Annotated in this window: 25 protein-coding genes and 1 pseudogene; 15 read left to right on the top strand and 11 right to left on the bottom strand. The window is 71.2% G+C overall.

All coding sequences use genetic code 11. The annotated features are described in order from the left end of the window. The first annotated feature begins 16 nt into the window (after window positions 1–16). The 6 genes from MET2598_RS0116650 to MET2598_RS0116625 all read left to right on the top strand — a co-directional run bounded on the left by MET2598_RS0116650 (window position 17) and on the right by MET2598_RS0116625 (window position 5316). Entirely contained in the window at window positions 17–1063 is a 1047-nt protein-coding gene (locus MET2598_RS0116650; RefSeq protein WP_018261615.1) for an ABC transporter substrate-binding protein, read from the top strand. A gap of 11 nt (window positions 1064–1074) precedes the next feature. Beyond that, the gene (locus MET2598_RS0116645; RefSeq protein WP_012333797.1) at window positions 1075–1926 is read left to right on the top strand and encodes an ABC transporter permease; all 852 of its coding nucleotides are present in this window, start codon (window positions 1075–1077) and stop codon (window positions 1924–1926) included. 21 nt (window positions 1927–1947) lie between these two features. Continuing rightward, on the top strand, window positions 1948–2760 hold the full coding sequence (locus tag MET2598_RS0116640; protein ID WP_026190772.1) for an ABC transporter permease: 813 nt from the start codon (window positions 1948–1950) through the stop codon (window positions 2758–2760). Continuing rightward, window positions 2757–3464: a GntR family transcriptional regulator gene (locus MET2598_RS0116635; RefSeq protein WP_012333799.1), complete on the top strand. Its 708-nt coding sequence runs from the start codon at window positions 2757–2759 to the stop codon at window positions 3462–3464. The genes MET2598_RS0116640 and MET2598_RS0116635 overlap by 4 nt, the downstream gene beginning before the upstream one ends. Window positions 3465–3526: 62 nt before the next feature. Then, window positions 3527–4798, top strand: a complete 1272-nt coding sequence (locus MET2598_RS0116630; protein WP_018261613.1) for a lytic murein transglycosylase — start codon at window positions 3527–3529, stop codon at window positions 4796–4798. An 83-nt stretch (window positions 4799–4881) separates the two neighbouring features. After that, complete coding sequence (locus tag MET2598_RS0116625) at window positions 4882–5316, top strand: hypothetical protein (RefSeq protein ID WP_012333801.1); 435 nt, start codon at window positions 4882–4884, stop codon at window positions 5314–5316. 388 nt (window positions 5317–5704) lie between these two features. On the opposite strand, the gene MET2598_RS0116620 is transcribed toward MET2598_RS0116625, so the two are convergent. Together MET2598_RS0116620 and MET2598_RS0116615 are read right to left on the bottom strand one after the other, a co-directional pair. Beyond that, a complete protein-coding gene (locus MET2598_RS0116620; RefSeq protein ID WP_018261612.1) occupies window positions 5705–7180 on the bottom strand; it encodes a protein adenylyltransferase SelO in 1476 nt (491 codons plus the stop codon). A 145-nt stretch (window positions 7181–7325) separates the two neighbouring features. Next, window positions 7326–8018 carry a GntR family transcriptional regulator gene (locus MET2598_RS0116615; RefSeq protein WP_012333803.1) on the bottom strand — a complete coding sequence of 231 codons (693 nt, stop codon included), beginning with the start codon at window positions 8016–8018 and terminating at the stop codon, window positions 7326–7328. Window positions 8019–8392: 374 nt separating this feature from the next. Here MET2598_RS0116615 and MET2598_RS0116610 point away from each other — a divergent pair, with 374 nt between their 5' ends. The 3 genes from MET2598_RS0116610 to MET2598_RS0116600 all read left to right on the top strand — a co-directional run bounded on the left by MET2598_RS0116610 (window position 8393) and on the right by MET2598_RS0116600 (window position 11750). Continuing rightward, the gene (locus MET2598_RS0116610; RefSeq protein ID WP_012333804.1) at window positions 8393–8821 is read left to right on the top strand and encodes a PAS domain-containing protein; all 429 of its coding nucleotides are present in this window, start codon (window positions 8393–8395) and stop codon (window positions 8819–8821) included. A 186-nt stretch (window positions 8822–9007) separates the two neighbouring features. Next, window positions 9008–10258 (top strand): formyl-CoA transferase, encoded by a 1251-nt coding sequence (frc, locus tag MET2598_RS0116605; RefSeq protein ID WP_012333805.1) that lies wholly within the window; start codon window positions 9008–9010, stop codon window positions 10256–10258. A 292-nt stretch (window positions 10259–10550) separates the two neighbouring features. Next, window positions 10551–11750, top strand: coding sequence for an HPP family protein (locus MET2598_RS0116600; protein WP_018261609.1), 1200 nt, complete (start codon window positions 10551–10553; stop codon window positions 11748–11750). A gap of 6 nt (window positions 11751–11756) precedes the next feature. Here MET2598_RS0116600 and MET2598_RS0116595 read toward each other — a convergent pair whose 3' ends face one another. From MET2598_RS0116595 to MET2598_RS0116580, 4 genes are all read right to left on the bottom strand, one after another. Beyond that, on the bottom strand, window positions 11757–12152 hold the full coding sequence (locus tag MET2598_RS0116595; protein ID WP_012333807.1) for a (R)-mandelonitrile lyase: 396 nt from the start codon (window positions 12150–12152) through the stop codon (window positions 11757–11759). Window positions 12153–12336: 184 nt separating this feature from the next. Beyond that, a complete protein-coding gene (locus MET2598_RS0116590) occupies window positions 12337–13083 on the bottom strand; it encodes an alpha/beta hydrolase (RefSeq protein ID WP_050777580.1) in 747 nt (248 codons plus the stop codon). Window positions 13084–13257: 174 nt separating this feature from the next. Beyond that, window positions 13258–15063 carry an oxalyl-CoA decarboxylase gene (oxc, locus tag MET2598_RS0116585; protein ID WP_018261608.1) on the bottom strand — a complete coding sequence of 602 codons (1806 nt, stop codon included), beginning with the start codon at window positions 15061–15063 and terminating at the stop codon, window positions 13258–13260. Between the two features lie 656 nt (window positions 15064–15719). After that, complete coding sequence (locus MET2598_RS0116580; protein ID WP_018261607.1) at window positions 15720–16583, bottom strand: prohibitin family protein; 864 nt, start codon at window positions 16581–16583, stop codon at window positions 15720–15722. A gap of 313 nt (window positions 16584–16896) precedes the next feature. Between MET2598_RS0116580 and MET2598_RS0116575 the strand changes: the two genes are divergently transcribed. Then, a complete protein-coding gene (locus MET2598_RS0116575) occupies window positions 16897–18144 on the top strand; it encodes an OprO/OprP family phosphate-selective porin (protein ID WP_018261606.1) in 1248 nt (415 codons plus the stop codon). 73 nt (window positions 18145–18217) lie between these two features. Here the strand turns inward: MET2598_RS0116575 and MET2598_RS0116570 are convergent. The 4 genes and pseudogenes from MET2598_RS0116570 to MET2598_RS0116550 all read right to left on the bottom strand — a co-directional run. Then, window positions 18218–18858 (bottom strand): annotated as a pseudogene (locus MET2598_RS0116570) (PQQ-dependent sugar dehydrogenase); the annotation flags it as partial. A gap of 174 nt (window positions 18859–19032) precedes the next feature. Next, window positions 19033–19236 (bottom strand): hypothetical protein, encoded by a 204-nt coding sequence (locus MET2598_RS0116565; protein ID WP_415926891.1) that lies wholly within the window; start codon window positions 19234–19236, stop codon window positions 19033–19035. A 467-nt stretch (window positions 19237–19703) separates the two neighbouring features. Next, window positions 19704–20348 carry a GAF domain-containing protein gene (locus tag MET2598_RS36690; protein ID WP_018261604.1) on the bottom strand — a complete coding sequence of 215 codons (645 nt, stop codon included), beginning with the start codon at window positions 20346–20348 and terminating at the stop codon, window positions 19704–19706. Window positions 20349–20499: 151 nt separating this feature from the next. Next, entirely contained in the window at window positions 20500–20730 is a 231-nt protein-coding gene (locus tag MET2598_RS0116550; RefSeq protein ID WP_018261603.1) for a hypothetical protein, read from the bottom strand. Window positions 20731–21162: 432 nt separating this feature from the next. On the opposite strand from MET2598_RS0116550, the gene MET2598_RS41180 reads away from it, so the two are divergent. The 4 genes from MET2598_RS41180 (at window position 21163) to MET2598_RS39290 (ending at window position 23756) form a co-directional block, all read left to right on the top strand. Continuing rightward, a complete protein-coding gene (locus MET2598_RS41180; protein WP_150108705.1) occupies window positions 21163–21414 on the top strand; it encodes a hypothetical protein in 252 nt (83 codons plus the stop codon). 63 nt (window positions 21415–21477) lie between these two features. Further along, the gene (locus MET2598_RS41175) at window positions 21478–21645 is read left to right on the top strand and encodes a hypothetical protein (protein ID WP_157182179.1); all 168 of its coding nucleotides are present in this window, start codon (window positions 21478–21480) and stop codon (window positions 21643–21645) included. Window positions 21646–21780: 135 nt separating this feature from the next. Next, on the top strand, window positions 21781–22029 hold the full coding sequence (locus tag MET2598_RS41170; RefSeq protein ID WP_157182178.1) for a hypothetical protein: 249 nt from the start codon (window positions 21781–21783) through the stop codon (window positions 22027–22029). Window positions 22030–23072: 1043 nt separating this feature from the next. Then, window positions 23073–23756 (top strand): FkbM family methyltransferase, encoded by a 684-nt coding sequence (locus MET2598_RS39290; RefSeq protein ID WP_157182177.1) that lies wholly within the window; start codon window positions 23073–23075, stop codon window positions 23754–23756. A 682-nt stretch (window positions 23757–24438) separates the two neighbouring features. Here the strand turns inward: MET2598_RS39290 and MET2598_RS0116535 are convergent. Then, window positions 24439–25233 carry an IS5 family transposase gene (locus MET2598_RS0116535; RefSeq protein WP_018261600.1) on the bottom strand — a complete coding sequence of 265 codons (795 nt, stop codon included), beginning with the start codon at window positions 25231–25233 and terminating at the stop codon, window positions 24439–24441. A 216-nt stretch (window positions 25234–25449) separates the two neighbouring features. Here MET2598_RS0116535 and MET2598_RS41165 point away from each other — a divergent pair, with 216 nt between their 5' ends. After that, window positions 25450–25704 (top strand): hypothetical protein, encoded by a 255-nt coding sequence (locus MET2598_RS41165; protein ID WP_157182176.1) that lies wholly within the window; start codon window positions 25450–25452, stop codon window positions 25702–25704. Window positions 25705–26043 lie beyond the last annotated feature (339 nt).

Here is a 26043-nt window from a genome sequence, read left to right as displayed (position 1 = left end):
CGCCCAGGACGCTCCGATGATCCTCGACCGCCGCCGCCTCCTCACCACCGCCCTCTCGCTCGGCGCGATGGAGCTCTTCCCCGGCCTCTCCCTCGCGCAGGCGAGGCCCCTCGTCTTCGCCACCTTCACGGGGAGCTGGGAGGAGGCGCACAAGGCCGTGCTGGTCCCCGCCTTCCGCAAGGAGACCGGCAACGCCCCGATCGTCCTCGACCCGATGCTGTCCGTCGACCAGATCGCCAAGGTCTCGGCCGCCCGCGCGAACCCGCCGATCGACGTGATGCTGCACGATCCGGGCCCGGCGCTCACCGCCCAGGCGCAGGACCTCGTCGAGCCCTACCCGGTCGAGCGCAGCGCCTCCTTCAAGGACCTCATCCCGGACGCGCAGGAGGCGACCGGCCCGGCGGCCTTCTTCCAGGTCGTCGGTCTGACCTACAATCCCGACACGGTGAGGACGAAGCCCACCTCCTGGGCCGATCTGTGGCGGCCCGAATACAAGGGCCGGGTCGGCATCACCAACATGAACTCGACGCTCGGCACCGGCTTCATGGTCGAGATCGCCAAGATGCACGGCGGCTCCGAGGCGAACATCGATCCGGCCTTCAAGGCCATGGAGGCGCTCAAGCCCAACCTCTCGGCGGTGGCGGCCAATCCGGGGGCGCTCGCCACCCTGTTCCAGCAGGGCCAGGTCGACATCTCGCCCGGCAACTTCAACGCCATCCAGATCCTCAAGGCCAAGGGCGTTCCGGTCGAGTTCGTGGCGCCCAAGGAGGGGGCGATCGCCTTCAAGACCGCGATCCAGATCGTCAGGAACTCGCCCAACCGCGACCTCGCCTTCAAGCTGATTGAGGCGGCGATCTCCGAGCCGGTCCAGACCCGGCTGATGCAGGCCCCCTACCTGATCGTGCCGACCAACGCCAAGGTGACGATGAGCGGCGAGATCGCCCAGGTGCTCGCCCGGGACACCGACGACCTGCGCAGGAAATTCGTGTTCCAGGACTGGAAGGCCATCAACGCGCAGCGGGCGGCCTGGATCGAGCGGTTCAACCGCGAGATCAAGCTCTAGAGGCGGCGGCCATGAGGCGGCGCCTCCCCGACGTCACCGTCTACGACCTGCGGCTGGCGAGCCCGCTCGCCCTGTTCTTCGCGGCCTTCTTCGCGGCGCCGCTCGCGGCGCTGCTCGGCCTCTCGCTCAAGGGGCCGGACGGAACCCTGGGCCTCGCGCAGTACGCGGCGTTCCTCGGCGATCCTTTCAGCCTCGGCGTGCTCGGCGCGACGCTCTGGCTCGGGCTCAAGGTGACGCTCGTCTGCCTGATCCTCGGCTACCCGCTCGCCCTGGTGGCGACCCGGGCCGGGGGGCGGGTGCGCGGCCTCGTCATCCTGGCGGTGCTCACGCCCCTCCTCACCAGCGTGGTGATCCGCACCTTCGCGTGGATCGTCATCCTGGGCCGCCAGGGCGTGGTCAACGGCGCGCTCGCCTCCCTCGGGGTGAGCGGCCCGCCCCTGCGGCTCCTCTACGCGGAGGGCGGGCTGGTGGCGGCCCTCGCGCAGGTGCAGATGCCCCTGATGGTGCTGCCGCTGATGACGGCGCTGGCCCGCATCGATCCGAGCCTGTGGGACGCCTCCGAGGCGCTCGGGGCCGGGCGCTGGCGCACCTTCCGGCGGGTGACGCTGCCCCTCTCCCTGCCGGGGCTGATCGCCGGCTCGGTCCTCACCTTCGCGGCGGCGATCTCGGGCTTCATCACCCAGTCGCTGATCGGGGGCGGGCAGATGCTGTTCATGCCCGGCTACATCTACCAGCAGGCGATCGCCCTGCAGAACTGGCCCTTCGCGGCGGCGATGTCGGTGATCTTCCTCGTCGCCGTGCTGGCGGTCATCGTCGCCTTCAACGCGCTCGGCCGCCTCGCGCGCGGCTACGCCCAGACCTGAGGCCGCCCGATGTCCCGCCCGATGTCCCGCCCGCCCGGCGCCCTCGACCGGCTCAGCTTCGAGATCGCGGTCGCGCTCCTCGCGGGCGCGGCGCTGATCCTGCTCCTGGCCCCGACCGTGATCGTGCTGGTCGTGTCCTTCACGGACGGCCTGTCGCTGCGCTTCCCGCCGCCGGGCTATTCCCTGCGCTGGTACGGGGAACTCGCCGAGGCGTGGCAGCTGCACTTCGCCCTGCGCAACAGCCTCACCGTCGCGGCGGCCGCGACCCTGCTCTCGGTGGGGCTCGGGGTCATGGCCTCGCTCGCCGTGGCGCGCTCGCCGCGCCTCGCGGCGCGGCTCCTCGACAGCCTGTTCCTCTCGCCCCTCGTCCTGCCGGCCCTGGCCTTCGGGCTCTCCAGCCTGATGTTCTTCTCGCTCCTCGGCTGGCCGGTCTCCGTGACGACGCTGGTGATCGGCCACACGGTGGTCTGCGTGCCCTACGTGGTGCGCAACACCGTCGCGGCGCTGACCCAGCTCCAGCCGGTGCTGCTCGAGGGCTCGGCGAGCCTCGGCGCCTCGCGGCTCTACACGCTGCGCCGCATCACCCTGCCGCTGATCCGGCCGGGGGTCCTGTCGGGCGGCTTCCTCGCCTTCATGGCCTCGTTCGACAACATCCCGGTCTCCCTGTTCCTGCGCGACGCGGCGACCGACATGCTGCCGATCCGGATGTGGCAGGACCTGGAGGGGCGCCTCGACGTCACCATCGCGGCGCTCTCCGGCGTGCTGATCGTCGCCACCATGGCGGGCATCGCCGTGATGGAGCGGCTGACGGGCCTGTCGAAGCGGCTGGCATGACCCGCGGGAGCGCGCCCGCGCGCCCCGCCCCCTCCCTCACCGAGCACGCGGCGGCGGAGCTCCGCCGCCTGATCCTGCTCAACCGCCTGCGGCCCGGCGAGGCGCTGAACGAGCCCGATCTGGCGCGGCGCCTCGGCATCTCGCGCACGCCGATCCGGGAGGCGCTGAAGCTGCTCGCGGGCGAGGGGCTGGTGACGCTGCGCCGGAACCGGGCCGCCCTGGTGTCGCGCCTCGACCCGGCCGGGCTGGTGCCCCTGTTCGAGCTGGAGGCGGCGCTCGAGAGCTACGGCGCGGGCCTCGCCGCGGAGCGGATGAGCGAGGGCGACCTCGCCCGCCTCGCGCGCCTGCAGGAGGCGATGGAGGCCCTGCGCGAGGACCGCGACGCCTACGTGCGCCTCAACCGCCAGGCGCACCGCCTGATCGTGGCCGCCGCGCGCAGTCCGGCCGTGGCGGAGGCGCATGAGCGGGCCTTCGTGCGGCTGGAGCGCGCGCGCAACCTCGCCCTCGACACGGGCGGGCGGCTCGACGAGTCGCTCGCCGAGCACCGCGCCATCCTGGCGGCCCTGCGCGCGCGCGACGCCGAGGCCGCCCGCCTCCTGATGGCGCGGCACGTGGCGCGCACCCAGGCGCTCCTGGTGGCGCGGCTGGCGGAGGGGGAGGGACGGGCGCCGGAGGCGGACGGGGCGTCCGGACCCTCGCGCTGAGGTCCTTTCCGCCCGGCGGGACCGCGCTTGACGGACGGGCGGCCGCGCGGCGTGGTGACGGCATGCCCCCGCTCCCCCTCTCCCGCCGGCGCGCGAGGCCGGCTCAAATCCTTCTCCGGGCCCTCCTGGTCGCCCTCGCGGCGCCGCATCGGGTCCTCGCCCAGGACGCGCCGCCCCCCGCCGGCGAGGCCGTGCCGGGCTTCGCGCACTGCCTGACGGACCTCGCCGCCGAGGCGACCGGCCGCGGCGTGCCCGAGGCGACCGCGTCCGCCCTCCTCGGGGACCTCGCGCCGGATCCCGAGGTGCTGGCCGCGGCCGGCCACCAATCCGAGTTCGAGAAGCCGCTCTGGGACTACCTCGACGCGGCGGTGAAGGACGAGACCGTCGCCGATGGCCGCGCCAAGCTGGCCGCGTGGGAGCCGGTCCTGGCCCGCATCGAGGCGCGCTACGGCGTCGACCGCTTCGTGCTGCTCGCGATCTGGGGCATCGAATCCGGCTACGGCGCCGTGCTCGACAAGCCCGGCAAGGTGCGGCCCGTGCTGCGCTCCCTGGCGACCCTGGCCTGCGCGGACCCCGCCCGCGCCGCCTCCTGGCGCGACGAGCTCGCCGCCGCCCTGCGGATCGCCGCGCAGGGCGACGCGCCGGTCGCGGACCTGACCGGGTCCTGGGCCGGCGCGATGGGCCACACGCAGTTCATGCCGACCACCTATCTCCGCTACGCGGTGGATTTCGACGGCGACGGCCGGCGCGACATCTGGCACTCGCCCGCCGACGCGCTCGCGGCGACGGCGCACTACCTGAGCGCGGAGGGCTGGCCGGCCGGCGCGCCCTGGGGCTACGAGGTCGCGCTGCCGCCGGGCTTCGCCTACGCGCTCGCGGACGAGACCACCGAGCGCCCGCTCGAATCCTGGGCGCGGCTCGGCCTGCGCCGGGCGGACGGGCAGCCCTTCGCGGCCACCGGCGTCCCGGCGCGGCTCGTCCTGCCGGCCGGCGCGCGCGGCCCGGCCTTCCTGCTCCTGCCGGGCTTCCGGGCGATCACGCGCTACAACGCCTCCTTCGCCTACGCGCTCGCCGTCTCGCACCTCTCCGACCGGCTGCGCGGGGAGGGGCCCCTCGTCGGCGCGTGGCCGCGCGGGGACCGGCCGCTCAGCCGCGACGAGCGCCGCGACCTGCAGGCCCGGCTGGAGGCGCGGGGGCACCCGGCGGGCGGCGTCGACGGGCGGATCGGCCCCAAGACCCGGGCCGCGATCCGCGCCTTCCAGGCGGCCGCCGGGCTGGTGCCGGACGGCTACGCCGACGCCGCCCTCCTCGATCGCCTGCGGGAGACGCGCTGACGCCGGCCCGGATGCGCCGAGGCCCCTTGCCGCGCGCCGTTCCGCCCGCAATTAGGGGCGGGTCGCGTGTCCGCGAGGATGATATGAACGGTCTCACACGTGCGGTCCTGGCGGCCGGTCTGGTCGCCTGCGGCCTCGGTCCCGCCGCGGCCCAGACGGCGCCCGCGGCGGGCAACGACGCGGTGCTGCTCACCGTGTTCCTCAAGCACGACCAGTCGAAGAACCTTCACGAGATCAACGCGCAGCTGCAGAAGAACGGCTACTACGACCAGTTCCCGCCGGCCGGCACCGAGGTCGTGTCCTGGTACGTGGTGATGGGCATCGGCCAGGTGGTGACGCTGCGGGTGCCGCCCGCGAAGCTGCGGGACGTCAACGTCGCGCTGGAGAACACCGCCTGGGGTCCCTACCGGACCGAGTTCTACCCGACCTACGACTACAAGGCCCTGGCCGAGGAGCAGAAGCGGAAACTGGGCTCGGGCCCGAAGGCCGGGGGCGCGGGGGACCCTTCGCCGCGGTGACTCCGCCCGCCTTCGGGCTCCGCGCCCCCCTCCTGGCCGACCATGACCCGTCCGGCTGGCGAGGCGGTTCCCGGCAATCCGGTCGGCGAAGTCGGCGGCGGCGGCGTTGAGAATCGTGCTGACCGGATGGTCCGAGACACCTCCCCCGCCGCGGCTGGATGCCCTCACCGTCCGGCCCCACGGGCCGTTCGTCGGCGGCGGATCCAGGCCGGACGGGTGCGCGGCCTCGTCCCCCCGTCCTCGCCGATCGGCGCGTGGGTCGTGCCGGACGGCGAACGATGGGCGCTCTCGCATCCCACATCCGCTCGATCCCTTCGGGAGAGCGGATTGGGGCTTGGCTCACGCGCCGCGCGGGCGCGGGATCCGCTCGGATCAACCGGATCCCGGATCAGGTGCCGCAGAAGGTCCTGAGTACCCGCTCGTGCTCCTGCGGCGGCTCGGCGTAGCGGGCGCGCTCCGGCTGCTCGGCGTAGGGCTCGCTCAGCACCTCCACCAACTCGCCGAACGGGGCGACATCGTCCCGCTCGATCGCCGCCTCGATCACCGCCTCGACCTGGTGGTTGCGCGGGATGAAGCGCGGGTTGACCCGGTCCATCGCCGCCCGCCGCTCCGGGCCCGGCATCGGCTCCGCCGCGAGGCGCGCCCGCCAGCGCGGGGCCCAGGCGTCGAAGGCGGTCGGGTCGACGAACAGGTCGCGCACGGCGCGCTCCGCCGCCGGGTCGGCGGCCGCGGCCCCGAGATGCCGGAAGGTCAGGGTGAAATCCGCCGCGTTCTCGGCCATCGCGGTCAGGAGGTCGCTGGCGAGGCCCACATCCTCCTCCCGCTCCTCCAGGAGGCCGAGCTTGCGCCCGAGGCCCCCGTGATAGGCGCTCTCGAACAGGGCCGGGAAGGAAGCGAGCCGGTCCTGCGCGTCCCGGATCGCCGCCTCGGTGTCCTCGCCGAACAGCGCGAGCAGCGATTCGGCGAGGCGCGCGAGGTTCCACTGCGCGATCATCGGCTGGTTCCCGTAGGCGTAGCGGCCGTGCTCGTCGATGGCGCTGAACTTGGTCCGCGGGTCGTAGGCGTCCAGGAAGGCGCAGGGGCCGTAATCGATGGTCTCGCCCGCCACCGACATGTTGTCGGTGTTCATCACCCCGTGGATGAAGCCGACGCAGAGCCACTGCGCCACCAGCGCCGCCTGGCGGGCGATCACCGCCGACAGCAGGGCCGGGTAGGGATTCGCCTCCCCGGCGAGGTCCGGGTAGTGCCGGGCGATGACGTGGTCGGCCAGCGCCCGCACGCCCTCGGTGTCGCGGCGGATCGCGAAGAACTGGAAGGTGCCGACCCGGATGTGGCTCGAGGCGACGCGGGTGAGGATGGCGCCCGGCAGCACCCGCTCGCGGATCACCCGGTCCCCGGTCGCCACCGCGGCGAGCGCCCGGGTGGTCGGGATGCCGAGCGCCGCCATCGCCTCGCTGACCACGTATTCGCGCAGGACCGGCCCCAGCGCGGCCCGCCCGTCGCCGCTGCGCGAGAAGGGAGTCGGGCCCGCGCCCTTGAGCTGGATGTCGCGCCGGATCCCGGTCCGGTCGACGACCTCGCCGAGCAGGATCGCCCGCCCGTCGCCGAGCTGGGGCACGAGGTGGCCGAACTGGTGGCCCGCATAGGCGGTAGCGATCGGCTCCGCCCCGGCCGGCATGCGGTTGCCGGACAGCATCGCCACCCCGTCGGGGCTCGCGAGCCAGTCCGGGTCGAGGCTCAGCGCCTCCGCGAGCGCCCGGTTCAGCCGGATCAGCCGCGGCGCCGGGACCGGCGTCGGGTCGGTGCGGGCGAAGAACCGCGCGGGGAAGCGGGCGTAGCTGTTGTCGAAGGGGAGGGGCGTCATCGCGGGGCTCTGGCCTTCCTGCCGGGCCGTCCGCGCCCAGCGGGCGCCGAGACGGGCTCTGCGGGGACAATGCCGCTCCCGGCGAATGGTTGGCACCCCGCCCCGGCGCGGGCGCCCTGCGGCGCGGTGCGGCAGGGGGCCCGGCTCAGCCGAGCGCGTCGCCGAAGCGCTCGACATGCGCCGCGAGCCCGAGCCCGTGCGCCCGCACCAGCGCCTCGGCCCCGTCGCCGTCGCGCCCGCGCAGGGCGCGCAGGATCGCGCGGTGCTCGGCATTCGAGCGGTCGGCCCGGCCCTCGGCCCGGATCGCCACCCGGCGGATGCCGCGCACGTGGATCATCAGGGTGCCCGACATCGCCTCCACGATCTTGCACTGGCCGAGCGCGATCACCGCTTGGTGGAAGCGCAGGTTCGCGTCCGAATAGGCGTCGAGGCTGTCGGCGGGCGGGCGTTCGAGGAAGTCGGCGAAGAGCGTCTCCAGCCCGGCCAGCTCCGCATCCGTGGCGCGCTGGCAGGCCAGCCGGGCCGCCATGCCCTCCAGCGCCGCCCAGGCGTGAATCATGTCGATGATCTGCCGGCGCGTCTTGCGGACCACGAAGACCCCGCGGCGCGCCTCGGAGCGCACGAAGCCCTCCTGCTCCAGCACCGTGAAGGCCTCCCGCACCGGGGTGCGGCTCACCCCGAGGTCCCGCGCCAGCCGGCGCTCGTCGAGGCGGATCTCCTCCGGACTCCCGTAGATGTCCATCTCGGCGATCGCCGCCTTCAGCGCCTCGTAGACGAGCGTGCGCAGATTCGCCGAAGCGACGATCGGCGTCACCGTGAATTCCTGCGACCTCACCATCTCGCGCACCTGTGCGTCTCCCTGCCCGGCGGGCCCGGCGGGGCCGCTTCCGACGGCCGCCCCGATCCGTTCCCTCCGCCCCCCGCGCCGACGGAGCCCCCGCCGGCCCGATGCCCGCGGATCCGCCGCTTGACATCGCCTGGATCCTGGCATACCACATGCCAACACAACAAGACAAAATACTCGCTGGCGACCTCCACGAAGAGGCCCGCTTTCTGGCGAGACGAAACCGGGAGGACCGCAGAGAATGACGGTAATCCGCACGCCAATGTTGCCTGAAGGCTCACCTCGCCGAAGACCTGCGGCCCGGCGCGACGCGTGACCGGGCGGATGAGCGGGACGATCGAGTGGAAATCAACGCGGGATGAACGCGGATGATAGTGGCTGAGTGCGATTACGAGCAAGTCGTGGAGGCGGTGGGCGACGCCATCGTGGTCTCCGACGCGGAGGGACGGATCACGGCCTGGAACGCGGCCGCCGAGCGCATCTTCGGCTTCACCAAGCGGGAGGCGCTCGGGGAGACCCTCGACCTGATCACGCCGGAGCGCCACCGTCGGCGTCACTGGGACGGCTACGCCAAGACCATGGCGACGGGCGTGACCAAGTACGGCACCACGCTCCTGCGGGTGCCCGCCTTGCACAAGGACGGGCGCTCGCTGTCGATCGCCTTCACGGTCGGGCTGCTGCACGGCCCGGAGGGCGTCGTGACCGGCATCGTGGCGTCGATCCGGGACGAGACCAGCCGCTGGGCCGAGGAGAAGGCGCTGCGCCAGCGCATCAGCGACCTCGAAGCGGTCGGCTGACCGGTCTCGTCGAAGAGGGCGGCCCTGGTCCGCCCGCTTCTCAAGAGAAATCCCAAGTTATCGCAGGTTTCGCCGGGCGGCCGCGAGGCTCTCGTCCGAACCCTGCTCAGCGACACGGGCCGAAGCGGCCGTGTGATTGTCACAAGGCGGGATGAGCCGCCGATCTGCAAACGGAGGAATGTCCTCATGAGCAAGCCCCTCGAAGGCATCAAGATCATCGACTTCACGCACGTCCAGGCCGGGCCGGCCTGCACCCAGCTCCTCGCCTGGTTCGGCGCGGACGTGATCAAGGTGGAGCGGCCCGGCGCAGGCGACGTCACCCGCACCCAGCTGCGGCACGTCGAGGATGCGGACGCGCTCTACTTCACGATGCTGAACTCCAACAAGCGCTCGCTCACCCTCGACACCAAGACCCCGCAGGGCAAGGAAGTCCTGGAGAAGCTGATCAAGGAATCCGACGTCCTCGTCGAGAATTTCGGCCCCGGCGCCCTCGACCGCATGGGCTTCTCCTGGGCCCGGATCAACGAGCTCAACCCGGGCATGATCGTCGCCTCGGTGAAGGGCTTCAGCGAGGGCCACCACTACGAGGACCTGAAGGTCTACGAGAACGTGGCGCAGTGCGCGGGCGGCGCGGCCTCGACGACCGGCTTCTGGGACGGCCCCCCGACCGTGAGCGGCGCGGCGCTCGGTGATTCGAACACCGGCATGCACCTCGCGATCGGCATCCTCACGGCGCTGCACGCCCGCAACAAGACCGGCAAGGGCCAGAAGGTGGCCGTGTCGATGCAGGACGCGGTGCTCAACCTCTGCCGCGTCAAGCTGCGCGACCAGCAGCGCCTCGACGCGCTCGGCTACCTGGAAGAGTACCCGCAATACCCGCACGGCGAGTTCAGCGACGCGGTGCCGCGCGGCGGCAACGCGGGCGGCGGCGGCCAGCCCGGCTGGGTGCTGAAGTGCAAGGGCTGGGAGACCGATCCCAACGCCTACATCTACTTCACGATCCAGGGCCACGCCTGGGCCCCGATCTGCCGCGCCCTCGGCAAGGAGGAGTGGATCGAGGATCCGGCCTACAACACCGCCCGCGCCCGCCAGGACAAGATCTTCGAGATCTTCGCCTTCATCGAGAGCTGGCTGGCCGACAAGACCAAGTACGAGGCCGTGGACATCCTGCGCAAGTTCGACATCCCCTGCGCGCCGGTGCTGTCCATGAAGGAGATCGCCGCGGACAAGTCGCTGCGGGCGAGCGGCTCGATCGTCGAGGTGCAGCACCCGCAGCTCGGCAAGTACCTGACCGTCGGCAGCCCGATCAAGTTCTCGGACCTCAAGGTCGAGGTCAAGGCGTCGCCGCTCCTCGGCGAGCACACCGACGAGGTGCTGCGCGACCTCGGCTACACCGAGCAGCAGATCGAGATGCTCCACCAGGAGCGCGCGGTCTGATCCGGGATCCGCTTGATCGAAGCGGATCCCGGATCACCAGCCTGCGCGGCGCCTGAGCGACGCCGACATCCGCATTGCGAAGCAATCAACCGGATGGCGTATGACAGGGCCCGCGGCGACGACGGCGGCGCGTCCCTCACGGGGCGCGCCGTCCGTCGTCTCGCGTCCGGCTCCCGCCGGACGGTGATCCGCGTCCGGCCCGCGGCCGGGCGGTGATGCGCGCCCGCTCCCGCCGGGCGCCGATCCTGACGCCGGGGCCCGCGCGGCCCGCACCGCGAGGAACCCGCAGCCGATGCTCCGCCGCCTGAGGCGTTTCCTGCCCGATCTCACTCCCGTCAGCCTGGACGAGCGCCTGCACGCGGCGATCGGGGCGCTGGCCGGGATCCTGGCGACCGGCCTGATGAGCCGCGCGGCGCTCGGCGACCACGCCTCGCTGCCCGTCCTGATCGCCCCGATGGGCGCCTCGGCGGTCCTCCTCTTCGCCGTGCCGGCGAGCCCGCTCGCCCAGCCCTGGTCGATCCTCGGCGGCAACACGGTCGCGGCGCTGATCGGCGTGACGGCCGCCACGCAGATCGCCGACCCCTTCGTGGCGGCGGTGGCGGTGAGCGTCGCGATCGCCGTGATGACGGCCCTGCGCTGCGTCCACCCGCCGAGCGGCGCGGTGGCGCTGACGGCCGTGCTCGGCGGCCCGGCGATCCACGAACTCGGCTACGGCTTCGTGCTCTGGCCGGTCGGGCTGAACTCGCTGATCCTGCTCACCACGGCGATCCTGTTCAACAATTTCACCGGGCGCAGCTACCCGCACCGGGCGCCACAGGCCTCGCCCGCCGGCCGCGGCGCGATGCCGGCCCCCTTCACCAGCCTGGGCTTCACGGGCGCCGACCTCGACGCGGCGCTCGAGGATTTCGGCGAGTTCGTCGATATCGGCCGGGCCGACCTCGACGCCATCCTGCACCACGCGCTGCTGCGGGCCTCGCGGCGGGCGCTCGGTTCGGCGACCTGCGCCTCGGTGCTCTCGCGCGCGGTGGTCGGGATCGCGCCCGACGCCTCCCTGGACGAGGCCCTGGCCCTGTTCCGGCGCCGCCGCATCCGGGCGCTCGCCGTGACGGACGAGGGGGCGCGGGTGGTCGGCCTCCTCACCCACCACGACCTCATCGACAAGGCGGCCTGGAACCGGAACGGGCCGCGCCTCGACCTGCCGCGCCGCCTGCGCCTGACGCTCGCGCGCGGCCGCGCCCCGCACCACTGCGTCGCCGACGTGATGACGACGCCCGTGATCCCCGTGCGCCCCGAGACGCCGCTCGCCGACGCGGCCCTGTGGATGTCGCAGGCGGGGCTCGTCCACCTGCCGGTGGTGGGGCCGGACGATCGGCTGATCGGGCTCGTCTCGCAGGGCGACGTGGTCAACGCGCTGCTGGTGGCGAACGGGGCCCGGGCGGGCGGCCCGGTGCTGACCCCGCGCGGCGAGGGCGCGCTCGCCGGCGCCGCCTGAGCGGGTTCAGGCCCGGTACTGCGCGTCGGTGACCGGGTCGAGCCACGCCACGGCCTTCCCGTCCTGCCTCTCCTGGATGGCGATGTGGCTCATCCCGGTCCGGGCGGTGGCGCCGTGCCAGTGCTTCTCGCCGGGAGCGAACCAGACGACGTCGCCCGGCCGGATCTCCTCGACGGGACCGCCCTCGCGCTGCGCCCAGCCGAGCCCGGCCGTGACGATCAGCGTCTGTCCGAGCGGGTGGGTGTGCCACGCGGTGCGCGCGCCCGGCTCGAAGGTCACGAGCGCGCCCGCGACCCGCGCCGGCGCGGGCGGGCTGAGCAGCGGGTCGATGCGGACGGCTCCGGTGAAGTAGTCCGGCGAGCCCTGCTCGGATGGCCGGGCGCCGCTGCGTGTGATCTCCATCGCGTCCTCCGTGTCGGCCGGGGCGGGGCCGCCCCCCGCCCGACCTTACGGGGCTGCGCCGGGATGACCAGGGGATCGGACCGCCCTTCTCCCGCGGGACGGGGACGCGCGGGAGCATCCGGGACCCGACCAGGCCGTCGCGACCAGGGCCCGGGCCCCCCGCGGCGGACCGGCCCGCCCGGTCTCATCCCGCCGCGACCGCGTCGTCCTCGCCCGCCGGCACCCGGTCGGCCCGGCCCGCGAGGAAGAAGTCGACGGCCTGCGCGGCGAGCGCCGGCTGCCACGCGTGCGGGCCCTCGTGCTCGACGTAGGTCAGGTCGTAGCCGGCGCGCCGGAGCAGCGCCGCATGGGCGCGGGCGCTGCGGTCGATCGGGATCTGCTCGTCCCGCGTGCCGTGCGAGAGGAAGATCTTCGGGGCGCCCTGCTGGACCTGCACCGACAGGAAGCCCGCCGAGGACACGATGACGTGGCTCACCACGTGACCGTTGGTCAGCCCGAGGGAGAGCGCGTAGCTGCCCCCGTCCGAATGCCCCGCGAAGGCGAGGTGGTCCGGATCGAGGAGGAAGCGGTCCGCCACCGCGGCGAGCGCCGCGTCGAGCCGCTCCCGGTCCGGCCCGTTGCCGGCGATCACGATGTCCCAGGTCGGGAAGAGCGATTGCGGCAGGAGCAGCAGGAAGCCGCGCGCCTCGGCGTGCGCCTCCAGCATCGGCAGGATCTTCTGCGCGCTGCCGCCGCCGCCGTGGAACAGCACGACGAGGGGCGTCGGCCGGCGCGGGGCGACCGCCGGCGGCACCACCAGCAGCGCGTCGCGCTCGGGAAAGAGGCCGATCGCGTGGCGGCCGGGCGGCAGGGGAGGCCGGGTCGGCAGGCGATGGGCGAAGGACAGGCAGCCGGCAAGTTCGGGATCGATCACGGGACCCTCTCGCAGCATCACGCGAAAAACCCGCCGGCGGGACGCGCCGGCGGGGCGGGTGGCGGGCTGAGCATCATGCGCCGAGGTGGCCGCCGGTTCGGCGGCGGCCATGATGCGGCAGCGAAGGCCTCGGCGGATTGGCCGCGCGCGGTTCCGCCGAGGCGCCCGCCGCGGGGCGAGGCCGCGGAGGCCTCACTTCTTCTTGCGGACCGAGCTCTGCGGGTTGAGGCTGCCGATATTGCCGCTCTCGGTGCCGGCGCGCGGGTCGATCACCGCGTTGATCAGGGTCGGGCGGCCCGAATCCATCGCCTCGTTCACGGCGCGGCTGAGTTCCTCGGGGGTGGTGGCGTGGACGCCGACGCCGCCGAACGCCTCCATCATCCGGTCGTAGCGGGAATCCTTGACGAAGACCGTCGTGCCGGGATCGCGGCCGGTCGGGTCGGTGTCGGTGCCCCGGTAGATGCCGTTGTTGTTGAAGATCACGACGCAGACCGGCAGGTTGTACCGGCAGATCGTCTCGATCTCCATGCCCGAGAAGCCGAAGGCGCTGTCGCCCTCGACGGCGAGGACCGGCTTGCCGGTCTCGATCGCCGCCGCGATGGCGAAGCCCATGCCGATGCCCATCACGCCCCAGGTGCCGACGTCCAGGCGCTTGCGCGGCTGGTACATGTCGATGACCGAGCGGGCGAGGTCGAGGGTGTTGGCGCCCTCGTTGACCAGGATCGCGTCCGGCCGCTCGCGGATGATGTCGCGCAGCGCCCCGAGCGCCCCGTGGAAGTCCATCGGCGAGGCGGCCGTCGGCGAGGCGGACTTGGCGAGCTTCGCCGCCATCTTGGAGGCGTTCTCCTCCTTTTTCTTGGCGATGGTGGCCGTCCAGTCGGCCGGCGGGGCCGGCCAGTCGGCCTGCATGCCGGCGAGCAGGGCCTCGACGCAGGAACCGATATCGCCGACGAGCGGGGCGGCGATCTCGACGTTCGAGTCCATCTCGCGCGGCTCGATGTCGACCTGGATGAACTTCTTGGAGCCGGGCTCGCCCCAGGTCTTGCCCTTGCCGTGTGACAGGAGCCAGTTGAGGCGCGCGCCGAGCAGCAGCACCACGTCGGCGTCCTTGAGCACCAGCGAGCGGGCGGCGCCGGCCGATTGCGGGTGCGTGTCGGGCAGGAGGCCCTTGGCCATGCTCATCGGCACGTAGGGGATGCCGCTCGTCTCGACGAGGGCGCGGACCGCCTCGTCGGCCTGCGCGTAGGCGGCGCCCTTGCCGAGGATGATCAGGGGGCGCTTGGCATTGCGCAGCAGGTCGAGGGCGCGGGCGACCGCGGCCGGGGCCGGGATCTGCGCCGGGGCCGGGTCGATCACCTCGACCAGGGACTTGGCGCCGGCCTCGGCGTCCATGACCTGCGAGAACAGCTTGGCGGGGAGGTCGAGATAGACGCCGCCCGGCCGGCCCGACACCGCCGCGCGGATCGCGCGCGCCACGCCGATGCCGATATCGGCCGCGTGCAGCACCCGGAAGGCGGCCTTGCACAGGGGCTTGGCGATGGCGAGCTGGTCCATCTCCTCGTAGTCGCCCTGCTGCAGGTCGACGATCTCGCGCTCCGAGGAGCCGCTGATCAGGATCATCGGAAAGCAGTTGGTGGTGGCGTTGGCGAGCGCGGTGAGCCCGTTGAGGAAGCCCGGCGCCGAGACCGTCAGGCAGATGCCCGGCTTCTTGGTGAGGAAGCCCGCGATCGCGGCCGCGTTGCCGGCATTCTGCTCGTGCCGGAAGGAGATCACCCGCATGCCGGCGGCCTGGGCGAGGCGGCCGAGATCGGTGATCGGAATGCCCGGCACGCCGTAGATCGTGTCGATGCCGTTGAGCTTGAGCGCGTCGATGACGAGGTGGAAGCCGTCCGTCAGCTCCGGCTCGCTCTGCACCGACGCGGCGGGCGCGGCGGCCCCGTACGAGGTCGGCAGGGTGTCGGGAGCCGGCTCGGCCTGCGTCTTGACGGTCGTTTCCATCGGGGGTCCCCTGGTGCTTGTTGGGTTGGGCAGGCCGGGCGCGGTCGGTCCCGGCGGCGTAGGGTCTGGGCGCGGGGCGCCGGTCTGGGGCGCGGGCGCGCCGCGTGCGGCCGATCTCGACGGCGCCCAGGGCGGGCGGCGCGGCGGCCGGAAGGCGGAGGCGGGCCGGCCCTCACGGGCGCGGGCCGCGGCAGCTCACGCGGGAGGCGGTGAATGGGCGTCTGACATCGGCGTTCCTCCGGCGCTGCGGGTTCTCGGCGCCTCCCCCGGGCGCCGAAGCGCCGGAAGGGTCTCGCGCCGGCCTGCTTTTTGTATCAGGTCGACTGTATACCAGATGGACATTGCGGCGACGGGCGCGATTTGTCAATCCGGGGATCGCGCGGCCCGGCGCCGATTGCGCGCCGGCCGGGCGATCGCCGGCCGGGCGATCGCCGGCCGCTCGGAGCTGGGCCGGGTCGGCGGCCGGACCGCGGCGCGCCGCGGTGCCGCCGGACTGGCGGCGAAGGATCCCGGCGCTCCGTCGCGCGTGCGGGAAGTGAGGCGGCGCCTCCGAGAAGGACCGCGATCAACGGCTGTGCGGCCCTGACGCGACCACCCTTCCGCGGCCGCGCCGGCCGGCTCGGCTGCGCGCGCGGCCCTGCTCCACTGCTCCTCTGCTACTTGGCATTCCCGCTCAGCGCGAGCATCGGCAGCGTCCCGCCCGGCACCATGGTGCTCGGCAGCCTGCCGTCCCAGCGCTCGGCCTGGACGAGGGTGACGAGGCTCGGATTGTCGCGCAGGGCGTCGCCGCGGGCGCGGATCGCCTCGGCCTCCGCCATCCCCTTGATCCGGATCGCCTCGGCCTGGGCCTGGGCCTGCGCGCGGACCGCGTCGGCGTCGGCGGTGGCCTTGGTCACGGTGATCTGGGCCTGCACCTTCTCGCGCTCCGCGTTCTGGCGCAGGCGCAGCACCTCGACCTCGGCCAGCATCCGGTCCTCGATCGATTTCTCGTAGGCCGGCGAGAACTTGATGTCCTCGACGTTGACGCCCGTGACCGTGATCGGCCCGCTCACCGCCTTCTGGATCGCGTCGGTGATCTCGGCGTTGAGCCGGGCGCGGTCCTGGATCACGGATTGCGCGGTGAAGCGGCCGATCACCACCTTTGACTGCTTGAGCACGAGCGGGGTCAGCAGCCGCGCCACGGCCGCGTCCGCCCCGCCGTAATCGGCGTAGACCTCCGCCACGCGCCCGGACTCGAACTGGTAGTTCACGGAGATCATGTAATGGGCGGTCTGCTGGTCGTGGCTGTAGCCCTCCAGCCTCTCCCAGCGGAGCAGCTGGTTGCGCACCGGGATCCTGGCGACGCTGTCGACGAAGGGGAGCTTGAAACCGAGCCCCGGCTGCGCCACGGCGTGGATGGCGCCGTTGCGGAGCACGACGCCGCGCTCCGTCTGGTCGATCGTGTACCACGAGCCCAAGACGAGGGGCAGCACAACCAGGGCGGCGCCCGCCGCGAGCGCGACCGTCGCAGGTATCCGCATCTGTCTCTCCCGGCCCATGCAGGGTCCGAACCGAGCCTGATCATCGATCGCGCCGGGGCGAATGGCCAGTGCGCGGCCGCACGGGGGCAGATCCGACGCGGACATCCCTGGGGCCGGGTCCCCGCACGCCGGATTTCCTTGGGTGATGAGTGGGCGCGCGGCCCGGGACGCCCCGCCCGGACCACGGTGCTGCATTCCTGCAAGGGGGCGCGCAAATCACGGCTGCCCTCACCCAGGTGAATCCGCGGCGCGCGGACGGGAGGCAGGCTGCGGAGGGGCAGCGGCCCGGAAGGATGCCGGCGGGGGGCGGTTCATGGCGCGGCGGGCAGGCAGGGGGCGCGAAGGCGCCTGGGGCGCGATCATCCTCCTCGCCTGCGCGCCGGCGCTGGCGCAGGAGCGCGCGCCGCGGGCGACGCTCGACGAGAGCGGCCTGACCGTGCGCGGCCCCGACGACGCGGTCCGGTTCGAACTCGGCGGGCGGCTGCACGCCGATTTCGGCGCGGGCGGCAGCCGGGCCCTGACCAACGAATTCCCGGTCGCGGCCGATCTCCGCCGCCTCTGGATCGAGCCGAAGCTCACCTTCGGCCGAAACCTGATCCTCAACCTGCAATACGATCCGGCCAGCGCCGCGACGCCGATCAACAACCTGCTGCTCAGCTACAAGGGCGCGCCCGTCGCCGCGGGCATGCCCTCGTGGACGCTGACGGTCGGCAACTTCAAGGAGCCGTTCAGCCTCGAGCAGCTGATCTCGAACAACGACACGACCTTCATGGAGCGCTCGCTCGCCGACACGTTCGCGCCCGGGCGGGACACGGGCCTGGCGCTCGGCACGCATGGCCGGAACTGGACGCTCGCCGCGGGCGTGTACGGCGGCAACGTCAACGCGGATGTCGGGCGCGGCGGCGTCGCCGGCACGCTGCGGGCGACCGCGGCGCCGATCCTGGCGCAGGATCGCGTCCTGCATCTCGGGATCGCCGGCAGCTACCGCGGCCTGGACCGGGGCGGGCCGGCCCTGTCCTTCGGCACCACGCCCGAGAGCGTCCTGTTCCGCGAGAGCCTCGTCGACACGGACGTGATCGCGCAGGCGCGGGCGGTCGGGCGGCTCGGCCTCGAAGCGGCCTGGGCGCAGGGCCCGCTGCGGGTGCAGGCCGAGGTCATCGCCACGCGCGTCGAGCGGACGGCCGGGCGCGACGTCGCCTTCCGGGGCGGCTACGTCTACGCCGCCTGGGTCGTGAACGGGAAGGCGCCGCGCTACGTCGTGGAGGCCGACACGGCGACCGAGATCGGCCTGTTCAAGCGCGTCGCGCCGGAGGGCGGCCAGCGCGTGTCGCGGGGCGGCCCGGGCGTCGTCGAACTGGCGGTGCGCGTCGCGGCGGTCGACCTCACCGACCGCGACATCCGCGGAGGCCGCCAGCGGGACGTGACGGTCGGAGTCAACTGGTATCCCGAGCCCTTCCTGCGCGTGATGGCGAACTACGTCCACGCCTGGGCCGATCCGGCCGCGACCGGCCGCCCGGCCGAGGCCGAGATCGGGCAGGTGCGCCTGCAGATCGCCTTCTGATGGCACATCCGCTTGATCCCTTCGGGACGGCGGATTGGGCTCAAGCGCCGCGCGGGCTCGTGATCCGCTGTGATCAACCGGATCCCGTGTGAGCCGGCGCGAACCGGGCGCCCCCGCGCCGGAGGGCCGGCTCATGGTCGGCCGGGCTCGGCGTCACGCGCCACGCGGCGTCGCCGACGTCGTGCGCGACGAGGCGTGCGCCGCGCGGGTCGACGGCGACGCCCACGGGCCGTCCCGCGCCGCCGCCCTCGGCCGCCCATGCGCGAAGGGCACGGGCACGAGCTTGTCGCCGCCGAGGTCGCGCCGGTCCCAGCTGCCGTGCTCGCCCACGAAGGCGCCGCCCCGGCATTCCGGCGGGAGGGCCTCCGAGCGCGAGACGGCGAGCCCGAGCGGGGCGAGGTGCGAACTCAGCGCGTCGTCCGGCTCGACCGCGGTCGCGACGAGGTCGGGCCGCTGCGGCTCGCGGCACGGGCCGACGTGCTGGCCGTCATCGCTGTCGGGCCAGCCGTGGAGGGCGCCCTCGCGCGCCGAGGTGCGATAGTCCGGGTCGAGGTTCGGCCCGATCTCGTCCCGCTCGTCGACGATGGCCCGGAGTGCCCCGGTTCGCGGCTCGAAATCGAGGCCGGCGGGGTTGCGCAGGCCGCTCGCGAAAATGCGCGACAAGCCCATGGCCCGGTCGACCTCCCAGATCCGCGCCCGCCCGCGCTCCGCCTCCGATCGGGAAATCGCGGATGTCGGGGTCTGCCATGCGCCGCCTCCCCGCAGGGGCTCCGCAGCGCGCCCCTTCCTGGATGCTCACTCAGGGTGTCGTCCCGCAACGGCCGTGGGACGGGGCCGGCTTCGAGGAGACGCGGCGCCCCGTCCGCCTGCGCGGGCGCCGCGCACCCCTCAGGCGATCTCGCTCTCCGTCAGTTCGATGTCGCGCGGATCGGGGACGTAGTCGCACCAGGCGCACCGGCCCTGCGGGGCCACGGCCGCGATGTTCCGCTGCGAGCACAGCGGACACACGTGCAGGACAATCCTGTCCCCGACCAGGGAGGCGCTGCCGCGGCCCTTGAACGTCAAATTCGAACGCATCTCGACATCCGACACGAGCGGTACTCCACTGCGCTGTTCGTGATTGCTGTGCACACCAACCGCCAGAGTCGCTGGATTGTTTCCTGCGGGGGCGTGCGCGGGAGGTTGGATTTCGGCGATGCACGGGATGACGTCTCCCCGCCTGGCGCGGCCGATGCCGCGACGCGGTCGCCCGGCGATCCCCAGGCCGCGATCGGTAGGGTGATCGTGCCGGAGACGCCGTCGGGGGCAAGGGCATAGGCGACCTCCGCCTTGAGCTGGCAGGGGAGGGCGCGCCCGATCAGCTCCCGGCCGAGCCCTTGCGCGGCGGCTCTCCCTCCCCCGGCGAGGGGACCGGCACGCCGCTTTCCTGCCACGCGACCCGCGGCAGGCGCTGGCCGCCGGGCGCCGCGATCACCCGCCAGCGCGCTTCGAGCCGCCCCTCCGGCCGCGACAGCGCCCCGTATACGGACAGGAGGCCGGCCCAGCACCTCCTCGGCGGTTCAGCCGAACACCGCCTCGGCGCCGGGGTACCACGCGGTGATGCGGTCGCCCGGATCGGTCGTGAAGATGGCGCAGTCGCGGGTCGACTCGACGGTGAGGCGGAAGCGCTCCTCGCTGGCGTGGAACCGGTGCAGCCTGCGCAGGCGGTCGATCACCGGCCCGAGGATGGTGGCGGAGGTGCGCAGGAACGCGGTGTCCTCCGGGCCGAATTCCCGCGGCGCCCGCGCGTCCGCCTGCAGCAGGCCGTAGGCTTCGCCGCCGGGCAGGCGGATCGGCACGTTCACCAGGGCCCTGATGCCGTGCGACGTCATGCAATCGGGGACGTCGAAGCGCTCCTCCAGGCCGAGATACGGCGTGATGACCGGCTCGCCCGCCGCGATCGAGTAGGCTTCCGACAACCGCCCCTCCAGCGGGATGCGCACCCGGCCCGCGCTGCTCAGGGCCGGCATCGGGTGGCGGCCCGGCATCGTGGGCCGCTCCTCCCGCCGAATTTCCAGGAGCTTGGCGAAGTCGGATTCGAGCGCGTCCCGGACGAGCCGGCAGGCCTCGGTGAGCACTTGGTCGAGATCCTCAGATCTCGGGGCGAACTCGCCGAAAACGGCCAGAACGCGCTGGCGCCCCATCATCTGCTGGTGGTCCGGCATCCTACCGTCCTCGCAGGGCTCGCGCCGACCGAGCGACGGCCCGAGCACGCCGGGAGGCGCGCCCGTCCCGCCGGCCCGAACGCGCCCATGCAATCGGGAAGGCACGAGGGCCGGCTTCGGGCCGGCTCCGGCGCGGCGGCGTCGCGCCGCCTCACCACCGGCCCGGGCCGGCGCGCCCATCCTCGCCGAGGCGGCGGCGCTCGTCGGCGATGACCGCCTCGATGGATTCCAGATCGCGCTGCACGAGGGCCAAGCGGCCGAGGGGCAGATCGCGGTAGCCGGCGCGCACCAGCGCCCGGCAGAGCTGGCGGCGATGGTTGAGGAGGCGGTCACGCGCCGCTTCGGCCTCGCGAAGGAACTGCTCGACGGCCGGTCGCTCCATGGTCCTCCACCCCGTCGCTGACGCGCCCCACCCGCGCGGGCGGCCACAGCCAGAACGCGGGACGCAACGATGGGTGCGACCTCGGCCGCACGCAACATGGGGTGCATGCGCGGCGCGCGCGGCGAGGCGGTCGCGGTCTCCTGCCCCGCGCCGGTCGCGGCCGAGGAGACGGATCCGTTCGAGGCGATGCCGGGGCGCGGGTGGTTCCGACGACGCCGGCGCGTCGCGGCCCTCGTCCAACCGTCAGCGCAGCCCCTCCCGTGACCGGCCGCGCTGCCCCGGACGATGCACGTTCCGACGTCGTGCATGAATGCAGCTGAGTATCCTTACATCACTCTTGCGGCACATGAGCAATTTGTAAGCTTCTTGTATTCTGGCTTGTAAATTGCGGTCGTGTACGAATGACGCTCGGCATAGATACGAGCACGTGCAATGCGTCGCCCGCAGATCACCCGCGACACACTCGAGAAGATTGTTTTGAGATACGTCAGGGGCAAGCATGCCTCGACCGTGGTGCAGGCCGTCGAAATAGGGGTGAAAAGAGGAAGCAATTCTCCTTCGCATTTTGCTCTCGTCATTCCAGACGGATCATCAGAAAATCTTGAGGAGATCGGAATGACTGCGACAGAGTGCATCCGGTGTCTGTACAGGTTTTATGATGTGATCGACGAGAAGCTGAATTAAGTAGGCGGGCAAGACGGGGCGGCCCGGCCATCCGTGAAGCTGACGCCCGCGGATCGGCGAGTCGTGAGTCACTTCGCGCGCGATCCGCCCGGCCTCGCGAAGGCTCCGCCGCCCGGGCCGGCGCTGGTGCTCGGCGCGAAGGGTGCCGGGTCGGAGGGCCGCGACCTGATGGCCGCGGCGGCGGGAGGGCGCGCCCGCGTTCAGCGAATTGCGATTCTGCCCGAAACTTGACGTCTGACAGTTTATCCGGGGCGCAAGTCGGCTTGACTGTATTCAAGGGCGACGCCCACGGCAAGACGCGTCCGTGGTCCGCTGGTCGGCGCCGGGTCCTTCATGATCTCAAGTTTAGGAGTCACGGTTTACATTATGAATGCGGGCATCAAATCGCTGAGAGACATTGAAGGTATGGTGCTTGCCCGTGTAAAGAAAATTCATAATGGGGACAAAGTTGTCGACGTACAGATCTTGCCCGCTGAGGATGGCGGCGATGTTCCAAACGTGATCGTGACGATGAGCGAACCAGAACCTAGTAATTCAGAAGTGATAATCGAGTGGATAAGGAACATTATTGTTGTGTTCTATAATGTTTACGAGATTGTCGATAACAAGCACTGATGACTTGCAAAGGATGAGTGGCGCGGTGCTGGTTGCACGGGTCCGCAGCGTGGAACCCGGTGCAAAACTCGATCGACCGGCGCCACGCCGGCGGGCCATCCGGAAGAGGGAGGGAGGCTGGCTGGGGCGCCCGCATTCGATTCTGGGACTGCCGGCGCCGAAGCACGCCACACTGATGGTCCGGCGCTCTGATTTCGCCCGGTTTCCCGGATCAAGCCGCTGCCCCTGTCCCGGCTCTGTGCAACGAGCGGCTTGCCTGTGACCGGGTCGAGTTGGACCGTCGGCGCCGCGCCGGCCTTGCGCCTCGCGGAGCGCGCAGGCCCCCTTGGTCTGCACGACGCTGCTGTGGCCGAGCTGGGCGCGGACCATCTCCGTCGTCAGCGTTGATCCGAGCCCGCCCGTCGCGAGGCGCGCTGAGGCGAGATGCGGACGCCGGTGGTTTGGTCGCTGGGATCGGCACGTCCCTGGCTGCGAGCAGGGGGGCGCGCGCCGGTCGGGGGTGATCAGCGGGGCCGGCGGGTTCAAGGCGGTGATCATCCGGGAGGCCCTCGCGCGGGGGAAGGTGGTCTCGGCCGTGGCGCGCCGTCGCGGTCCGACGCCCCGCAGGTGCTCGGCCGGCGCTGGAAGGCGCGGCTCGCCCCGGAGCGCCCCGCGGCGGTGGCGCGGGCCCACGGCCCCGATGGCCTTCCTGTCGGCGGTCACCGCCGCGGTGCCGTCCCTCCTCGCGCGTCGGGGCGTGGCCCTCGACCGCTCGACCCTGGCCGTGTGTGGGCGCGCCGCACGTGTGTGGGCGCGCCGCACGCTTGCCGCGCTGCCGTGCTCGCCCGCGTCGCCGGGCGGCGTCCCAACCGCCGCCTCGACGAGGTGCTGCCTAGGCCTGCCCCGCCGCGCGAGATCTCTAAGACGTGGCCCGAAACCTCCGTTTACGATATAAGCCGAATCGCACAGCGATCTTACTGACGTGTGATTGATGTGCCAAAGCAGGACTGTGCATTCGCGCGCATTGTTAAATCATGTCGCCCATGCCTGGGGAGGTTTGTTATATGAGCAGCTATCTTCATGATCCGTTTCCTCGCTTTATTGACAGAAATCTGATCAAAACTATATTTGAGGTCGGCTCGCGCGATGCAAAGGACGCGGTAGCGGTTGCTGACTTTTACGATGCGGAAAAAATCTTCATAGTCGAACCAAATCCTGACGCCCTGGAAATTTGTCGTGCCACGATTTCGGGCCGCGGTAATGTGAAGCTGATCGAAGCTGCCGCCAGCGATGTTCCGGGAACTTTATCATTCTATCCTGTTGTCTCGAGTCATCAGCCGGACGGCACCGAGACTCACAATATCGGCGCGTCGAGCCTTTTGAAATCATCCGGTCGCTATGGTGAGACCTACGTCCAGACGGAGATCAAGGTTCCAGCCGTGCGCCTGGATGATCTCTGCCGCGAGCACATGATTCAGAGCATCGACCTGCTCTGCATGGACGTCCAGGGAGTAGAGGTGTCTGTGCTCCGTTCACTGGGAAGCAAACTTTGGGATGTGAAGTATATCATCACTGAAGCGACGGTCGTCAATCAATACGAGGGGCAAGATCAATTCCACAATATAGTTGAATATCTCGTGCATCGAGGATTTCGGCTTGCCGCGGTGAACATGGAAAATGGGTACTGGGGCTTCGGTAACATATTGTTCATTAATAGAGAGATTGAGGTTCCGATCGTCGGATCTTAACGCCCCTGCGATCTGATTGGTTGCCTAGTTCAAACCTCTCTTCGCGCGCGAAGCGGCGCAGTGAGCTCGGCGCCATGGCGCAGCAAGGGCCGTGCTCGCCGAGCACGGCCCTCGCAAACTCATGATTTGCCAAAGCGGCGATTGCGCTCATCGTCGCGCCCGACGCGATCAGGCCAGCCGAACCGCTGCGCGAACTCGCGGCAGCGGCCGCGGGCCGCCCTCGTCCGGCTCGGCGGGCGGGGTACGGAGCGTGGTGAAGGCACGCCTCGTGACCGGGTTGGAGGCTGAAGTGCACTGCGCGGGTTCGTCGAGGGGCATGCGGAGCCTGCTGCAGGTCCGACCTCCCAATGGATCAGCGGGGCTCATGCTCCGGGATACGGCTCTGGCGAACGCACCCGCAAGGGCATGAGCCGGTGCGCGGAGGTTGTGCCGGCTTCTGTGGGTCCGATCACACCCTTTGTTCCGTCTTGTCCGCGTTCACGAGGCCCGGAAAACAAAGGAAAAATTGGCTGGGGCGCCAGGATCCTGTTCCTGCGGCACCGAAGCCAAATTCCCGAGCAAGATCAATGGCTCGCCCGGATCGATGGAGCCGCATTTGTAGCAAGGGAGTGGGGCAGATAGCAACTGCTCGGTGTTCGTCGGTCGCTCGAATGACGAGCTTTTGCTAAGAAGCTGTACGCAATTAAACGACTTGCTGCGCCTGGGCATGAGCGACCATCCGCCGTGAGATGATGGAGATCATGGCAACCCAGACGTGCGCCGCGAAGAGATCCGGCTGGCGGTCATACACGACATTGAGCCGGCGGTAGCGGCTCAACCAGGCAAACAGCCGCTCGACCACCCACCTGATCCCGCACGGCAGGAACTGGCCGTCCCGTGTGCCGCCAGGTGAGACCGAGACGTGGATGTCGTGCACGAGCGCCGCCTCGGCGAACGGCGCTCCCTTGAAGCCGCTGTCGCCGAGCAGGTCGCCCTGAAAGCCGAGGTTCGCCAGCCGCGGCAACAGCGGCAGGGTACCGGCCCGGTCATCCACATTGGCTGGTCCGAAGGCGAAGTCGAGCAGCGACCCGTGCTTGTCGCAGACCGCCAGCAGCTTCACGCCTTTGACCAGTTTGCCGCCGTCGATGCCCCGGACCCACGCACTCGGGGCCGAGCGCAACGAGCGGCTGTCGGCCACCACCGCCGAGGGCACGACCTCGTCGCCGCGAGCCCGCCGCCAGTCGAAGGCAAGCCGCTGACCCAGGCGCCGCCACAGTCCAAGCCGTGTCCAGCGGGCAAAGGCGCTGTGCAAGGTGGTGAAGGGCACGCCCGAGAGCCAGCCTGCCAGGCGCCACTGCAGGCCCCCGAAGCTCAGGGTCCAGATCAGCCCGATCAAGCGCCGCCGGAGGGCGAGATCGGGTTTGCGCCCACGGCGATGCACGCCGACCCGCTCGTGCTCCATGGCCTCCAACTCGGCCTCGACGGCGAAGACGAACACCTTGATGTCGGCCAGGGCGTCCCAGCCCTTGCCGCGGCAGGACCGGGGGACACGGCGGGGACAAGGTGCGAGTGGACTGGTGGTGTTCGGAGTGGGGGTGGGAGGCATCAGCCCGATATGGTGAGCCGGATCTCGACCACGTTCTCCTATGGATCGGAGCCGCCCCTACCGCTCAGCTTCATTTCGCGTACAGCCTCTAACTGGGAGCGCCTTCTGGTGAGTTTTACTTATCAGTTGCTACGTAGCCAATTCGGTGACGACCCACTCAACCAGCCAAGACCACTTTCAGGGTGCGACATTAGTGCTGCCAAGGCAATGGCGCGCGAGCTGTTCGTTGGTGCGCTGATTGAGGCGCGACAGCGAAATGGTTGCGACGTGCCTTTAGCCATCAGAGTTCTGGATGGACATAAAGAGGTATACCGCTGGACCTACCGCGAGGAAGCGGACAGGCCGGAAAGGCGAACGTCATGATCATTCACCACAAATTTACCCTCTTTGTGTGTGCGATACGGCCTTACGCTTGATATCTGCCGCGGCTTCGCTGAACTATACTGAGACCAGGGAACAGCGGACCGGAGCCAAAATCAATTCCGAATTGACCCCGGCCCGCTGGCGCCGTCCAACAGTCAGTTTGAAGGAAGGCGAAAGGCGACGCGGGCGCGCTACCTTCGAACCTTCGTGCGACCCTCATGACAGTGCCGCTCCCGGTCTATTGCGTACCCCAGGCGGTATGGCGGCCTGCGGCGTAGGTTTGGTGGCGGGGTAGACGCCAGTCACAGTCTGGCGCCGTGGTGTCGAGGCGTCCGTTCA

It is taken from the genome of Methylobacterium sp. WSM2598 (genome assembly GCF_000379105.1).
Classification (GTDB): Bacteria; Pseudomonadota; Alphaproteobacteria; order Rhizobiales; family Beijerinckiaceae; genus Methylobacterium.
Note: the sequence above shows the minus strand (reverse complement) of the source record. Positions and strands in the feature narration are given on the sequence as shown.

What these genes read in the sequence shown, in the direction of transcription:
- MET2598_RS0116620 (WP_018261612.1), bottom strand. Translation starts at nt 7,180, where the DNA reads ATGACGCCCCTCCCCTTCGACAACAGCTACGCCCGCTTCCCCGCGCGG.
- MET2598_RS0116590 (WP_050777580.1), bottom strand. Translation starts at nt 13,083, where the DNA reads ATGCTGCGAGAGGGTCCCGTGATCGATCCCGAACTTGCCGGCTGCCTG.
- MET2598_RS41180 (WP_150108705.1), top strand. Translation starts at nt 21,163, where the DNA reads ATGCGTCGCCCGCAGATCACCCGCGACACACTCGAGAAGATTGTTTTG.
- MET2598_RS0116650 (WP_018261615.1), top strand. Translation starts at nt 17, where the DNA reads ATGATCCTCGACCGCCGCCGCCTCCTCACCACCGCCCTCTCGCTCGGC.
- MET2598_RS0116580 (WP_018261607.1), bottom strand. Translation starts at nt 16,583, where the DNA reads ATGCGGATACCTGCGACGGTCGCGCTCGCGGCGGGCGCCGCCCTGGTT.
- MET2598_RS0116550 (WP_018261603.1), bottom strand. Translation starts at nt 20,730, where the DNA reads ATGGAGCGACCGGCCGTCGAGCAGTTCCTTCGCGAGGCCGAAGCGGCG.
- MET2598_RS41170 (WP_157182178.1), top strand. Translation starts at nt 21,781, where the DNA reads ATGAATGCGGGCATCAAATCGCTGAGAGACATTGAAGGTATGGTGCTT.
- MET2598_RS0116600 (WP_018261609.1), top strand. Translation starts at nt 10,551, where the DNA reads ATGCTCCGCCGCCTGAGGCGTTTCCTGCCCGATCTCACTCCCGTCAGC.
- MET2598_RS0116635 (WP_012333799.1), top strand. Translation starts at nt 2,757, where the DNA reads ATGACCCGCGGGAGCGCGCCCGCGCGCCCCGCCCCCTCCCTCACCGAG.
- MET2598_RS0116625 (WP_012333801.1), top strand. Translation starts at nt 4,882, where the DNA reads ATGAACGGTCTCACACGTGCGGTCCTGGCGGCCGGTCTGGTCGCCTGC.
- MET2598_RS0116615 (WP_012333803.1), bottom strand. Translation starts at nt 8,018, where the DNA reads ATGGTGAGGTCGCAGGAATTCACGGTGACGCCGATCGTCGCTTCGGCG.
- oxc (WP_018261608.1), bottom strand. Translation starts at nt 15,063, where the DNA reads ATGGAAACGACCGTCAAGACGCAGGCCGAGCCGGCTCCCGACACCCTG.
- MET2598_RS0116645 (WP_012333797.1), top strand. Translation starts at nt 1,075, where the DNA reads ATGAGGCGGCGCCTCCCCGACGTCACCGTCTACGACCTGCGGCTGGCG.
- MET2598_RS0116595 (WP_012333807.1), bottom strand. Translation starts at nt 12,152, where the DNA reads ATGGAGATCACACGCAGCGGCGCCCGGCCATCCGAGCAGGGCTCGCCG.
- MET2598_RS0116610 (WP_012333804.1), top strand. Translation starts at nt 8,393, where the DNA reads ATGATAGTGGCTGAGTGCGATTACGAGCAAGTCGTGGAGGCGGTGGGC.
- MET2598_RS0116640 (WP_026190772.1), top strand. Translation starts at nt 1,948, where the DNA reads ATGTCCCGCCCGCCCGGCGCCCTCGACCGGCTCAGCTTCGAGATCGCG.
- MET2598_RS0116575 (WP_018261606.1), top strand. Translation starts at nt 16,897, where the DNA reads ATGGCGCGGCGGGCAGGCAGGGGGCGCGAAGGCGCCTGGGGCGCGATC.
- MET2598_RS36690 (WP_018261604.1), bottom strand. Translation starts at nt 20,348, where the DNA reads ATGCCGGACCACCAGCAGATGATGGGGCGCCAGCGCGTTCTGGCCGTT.
- MET2598_RS39290 (WP_157182177.1), top strand. Translation starts at nt 23,073, where the DNA reads ATGAGCAGCTATCTTCATGATCCGTTTCCTCGCTTTATTGACAGAAAT.
- MET2598_RS0116630 (WP_018261613.1), top strand. Translation starts at nt 3,527, where the DNA reads ATGCCCCCGCTCCCCCTCTCCCGCCGGCGCGCGAGGCCGGCTCAAATC.
- frc (WP_012333805.1), top strand. Translation starts at nt 9,008, where the DNA reads ATGAGCAAGCCCCTCGAAGGCATCAAGATCATCGACTTCACGCACGTC.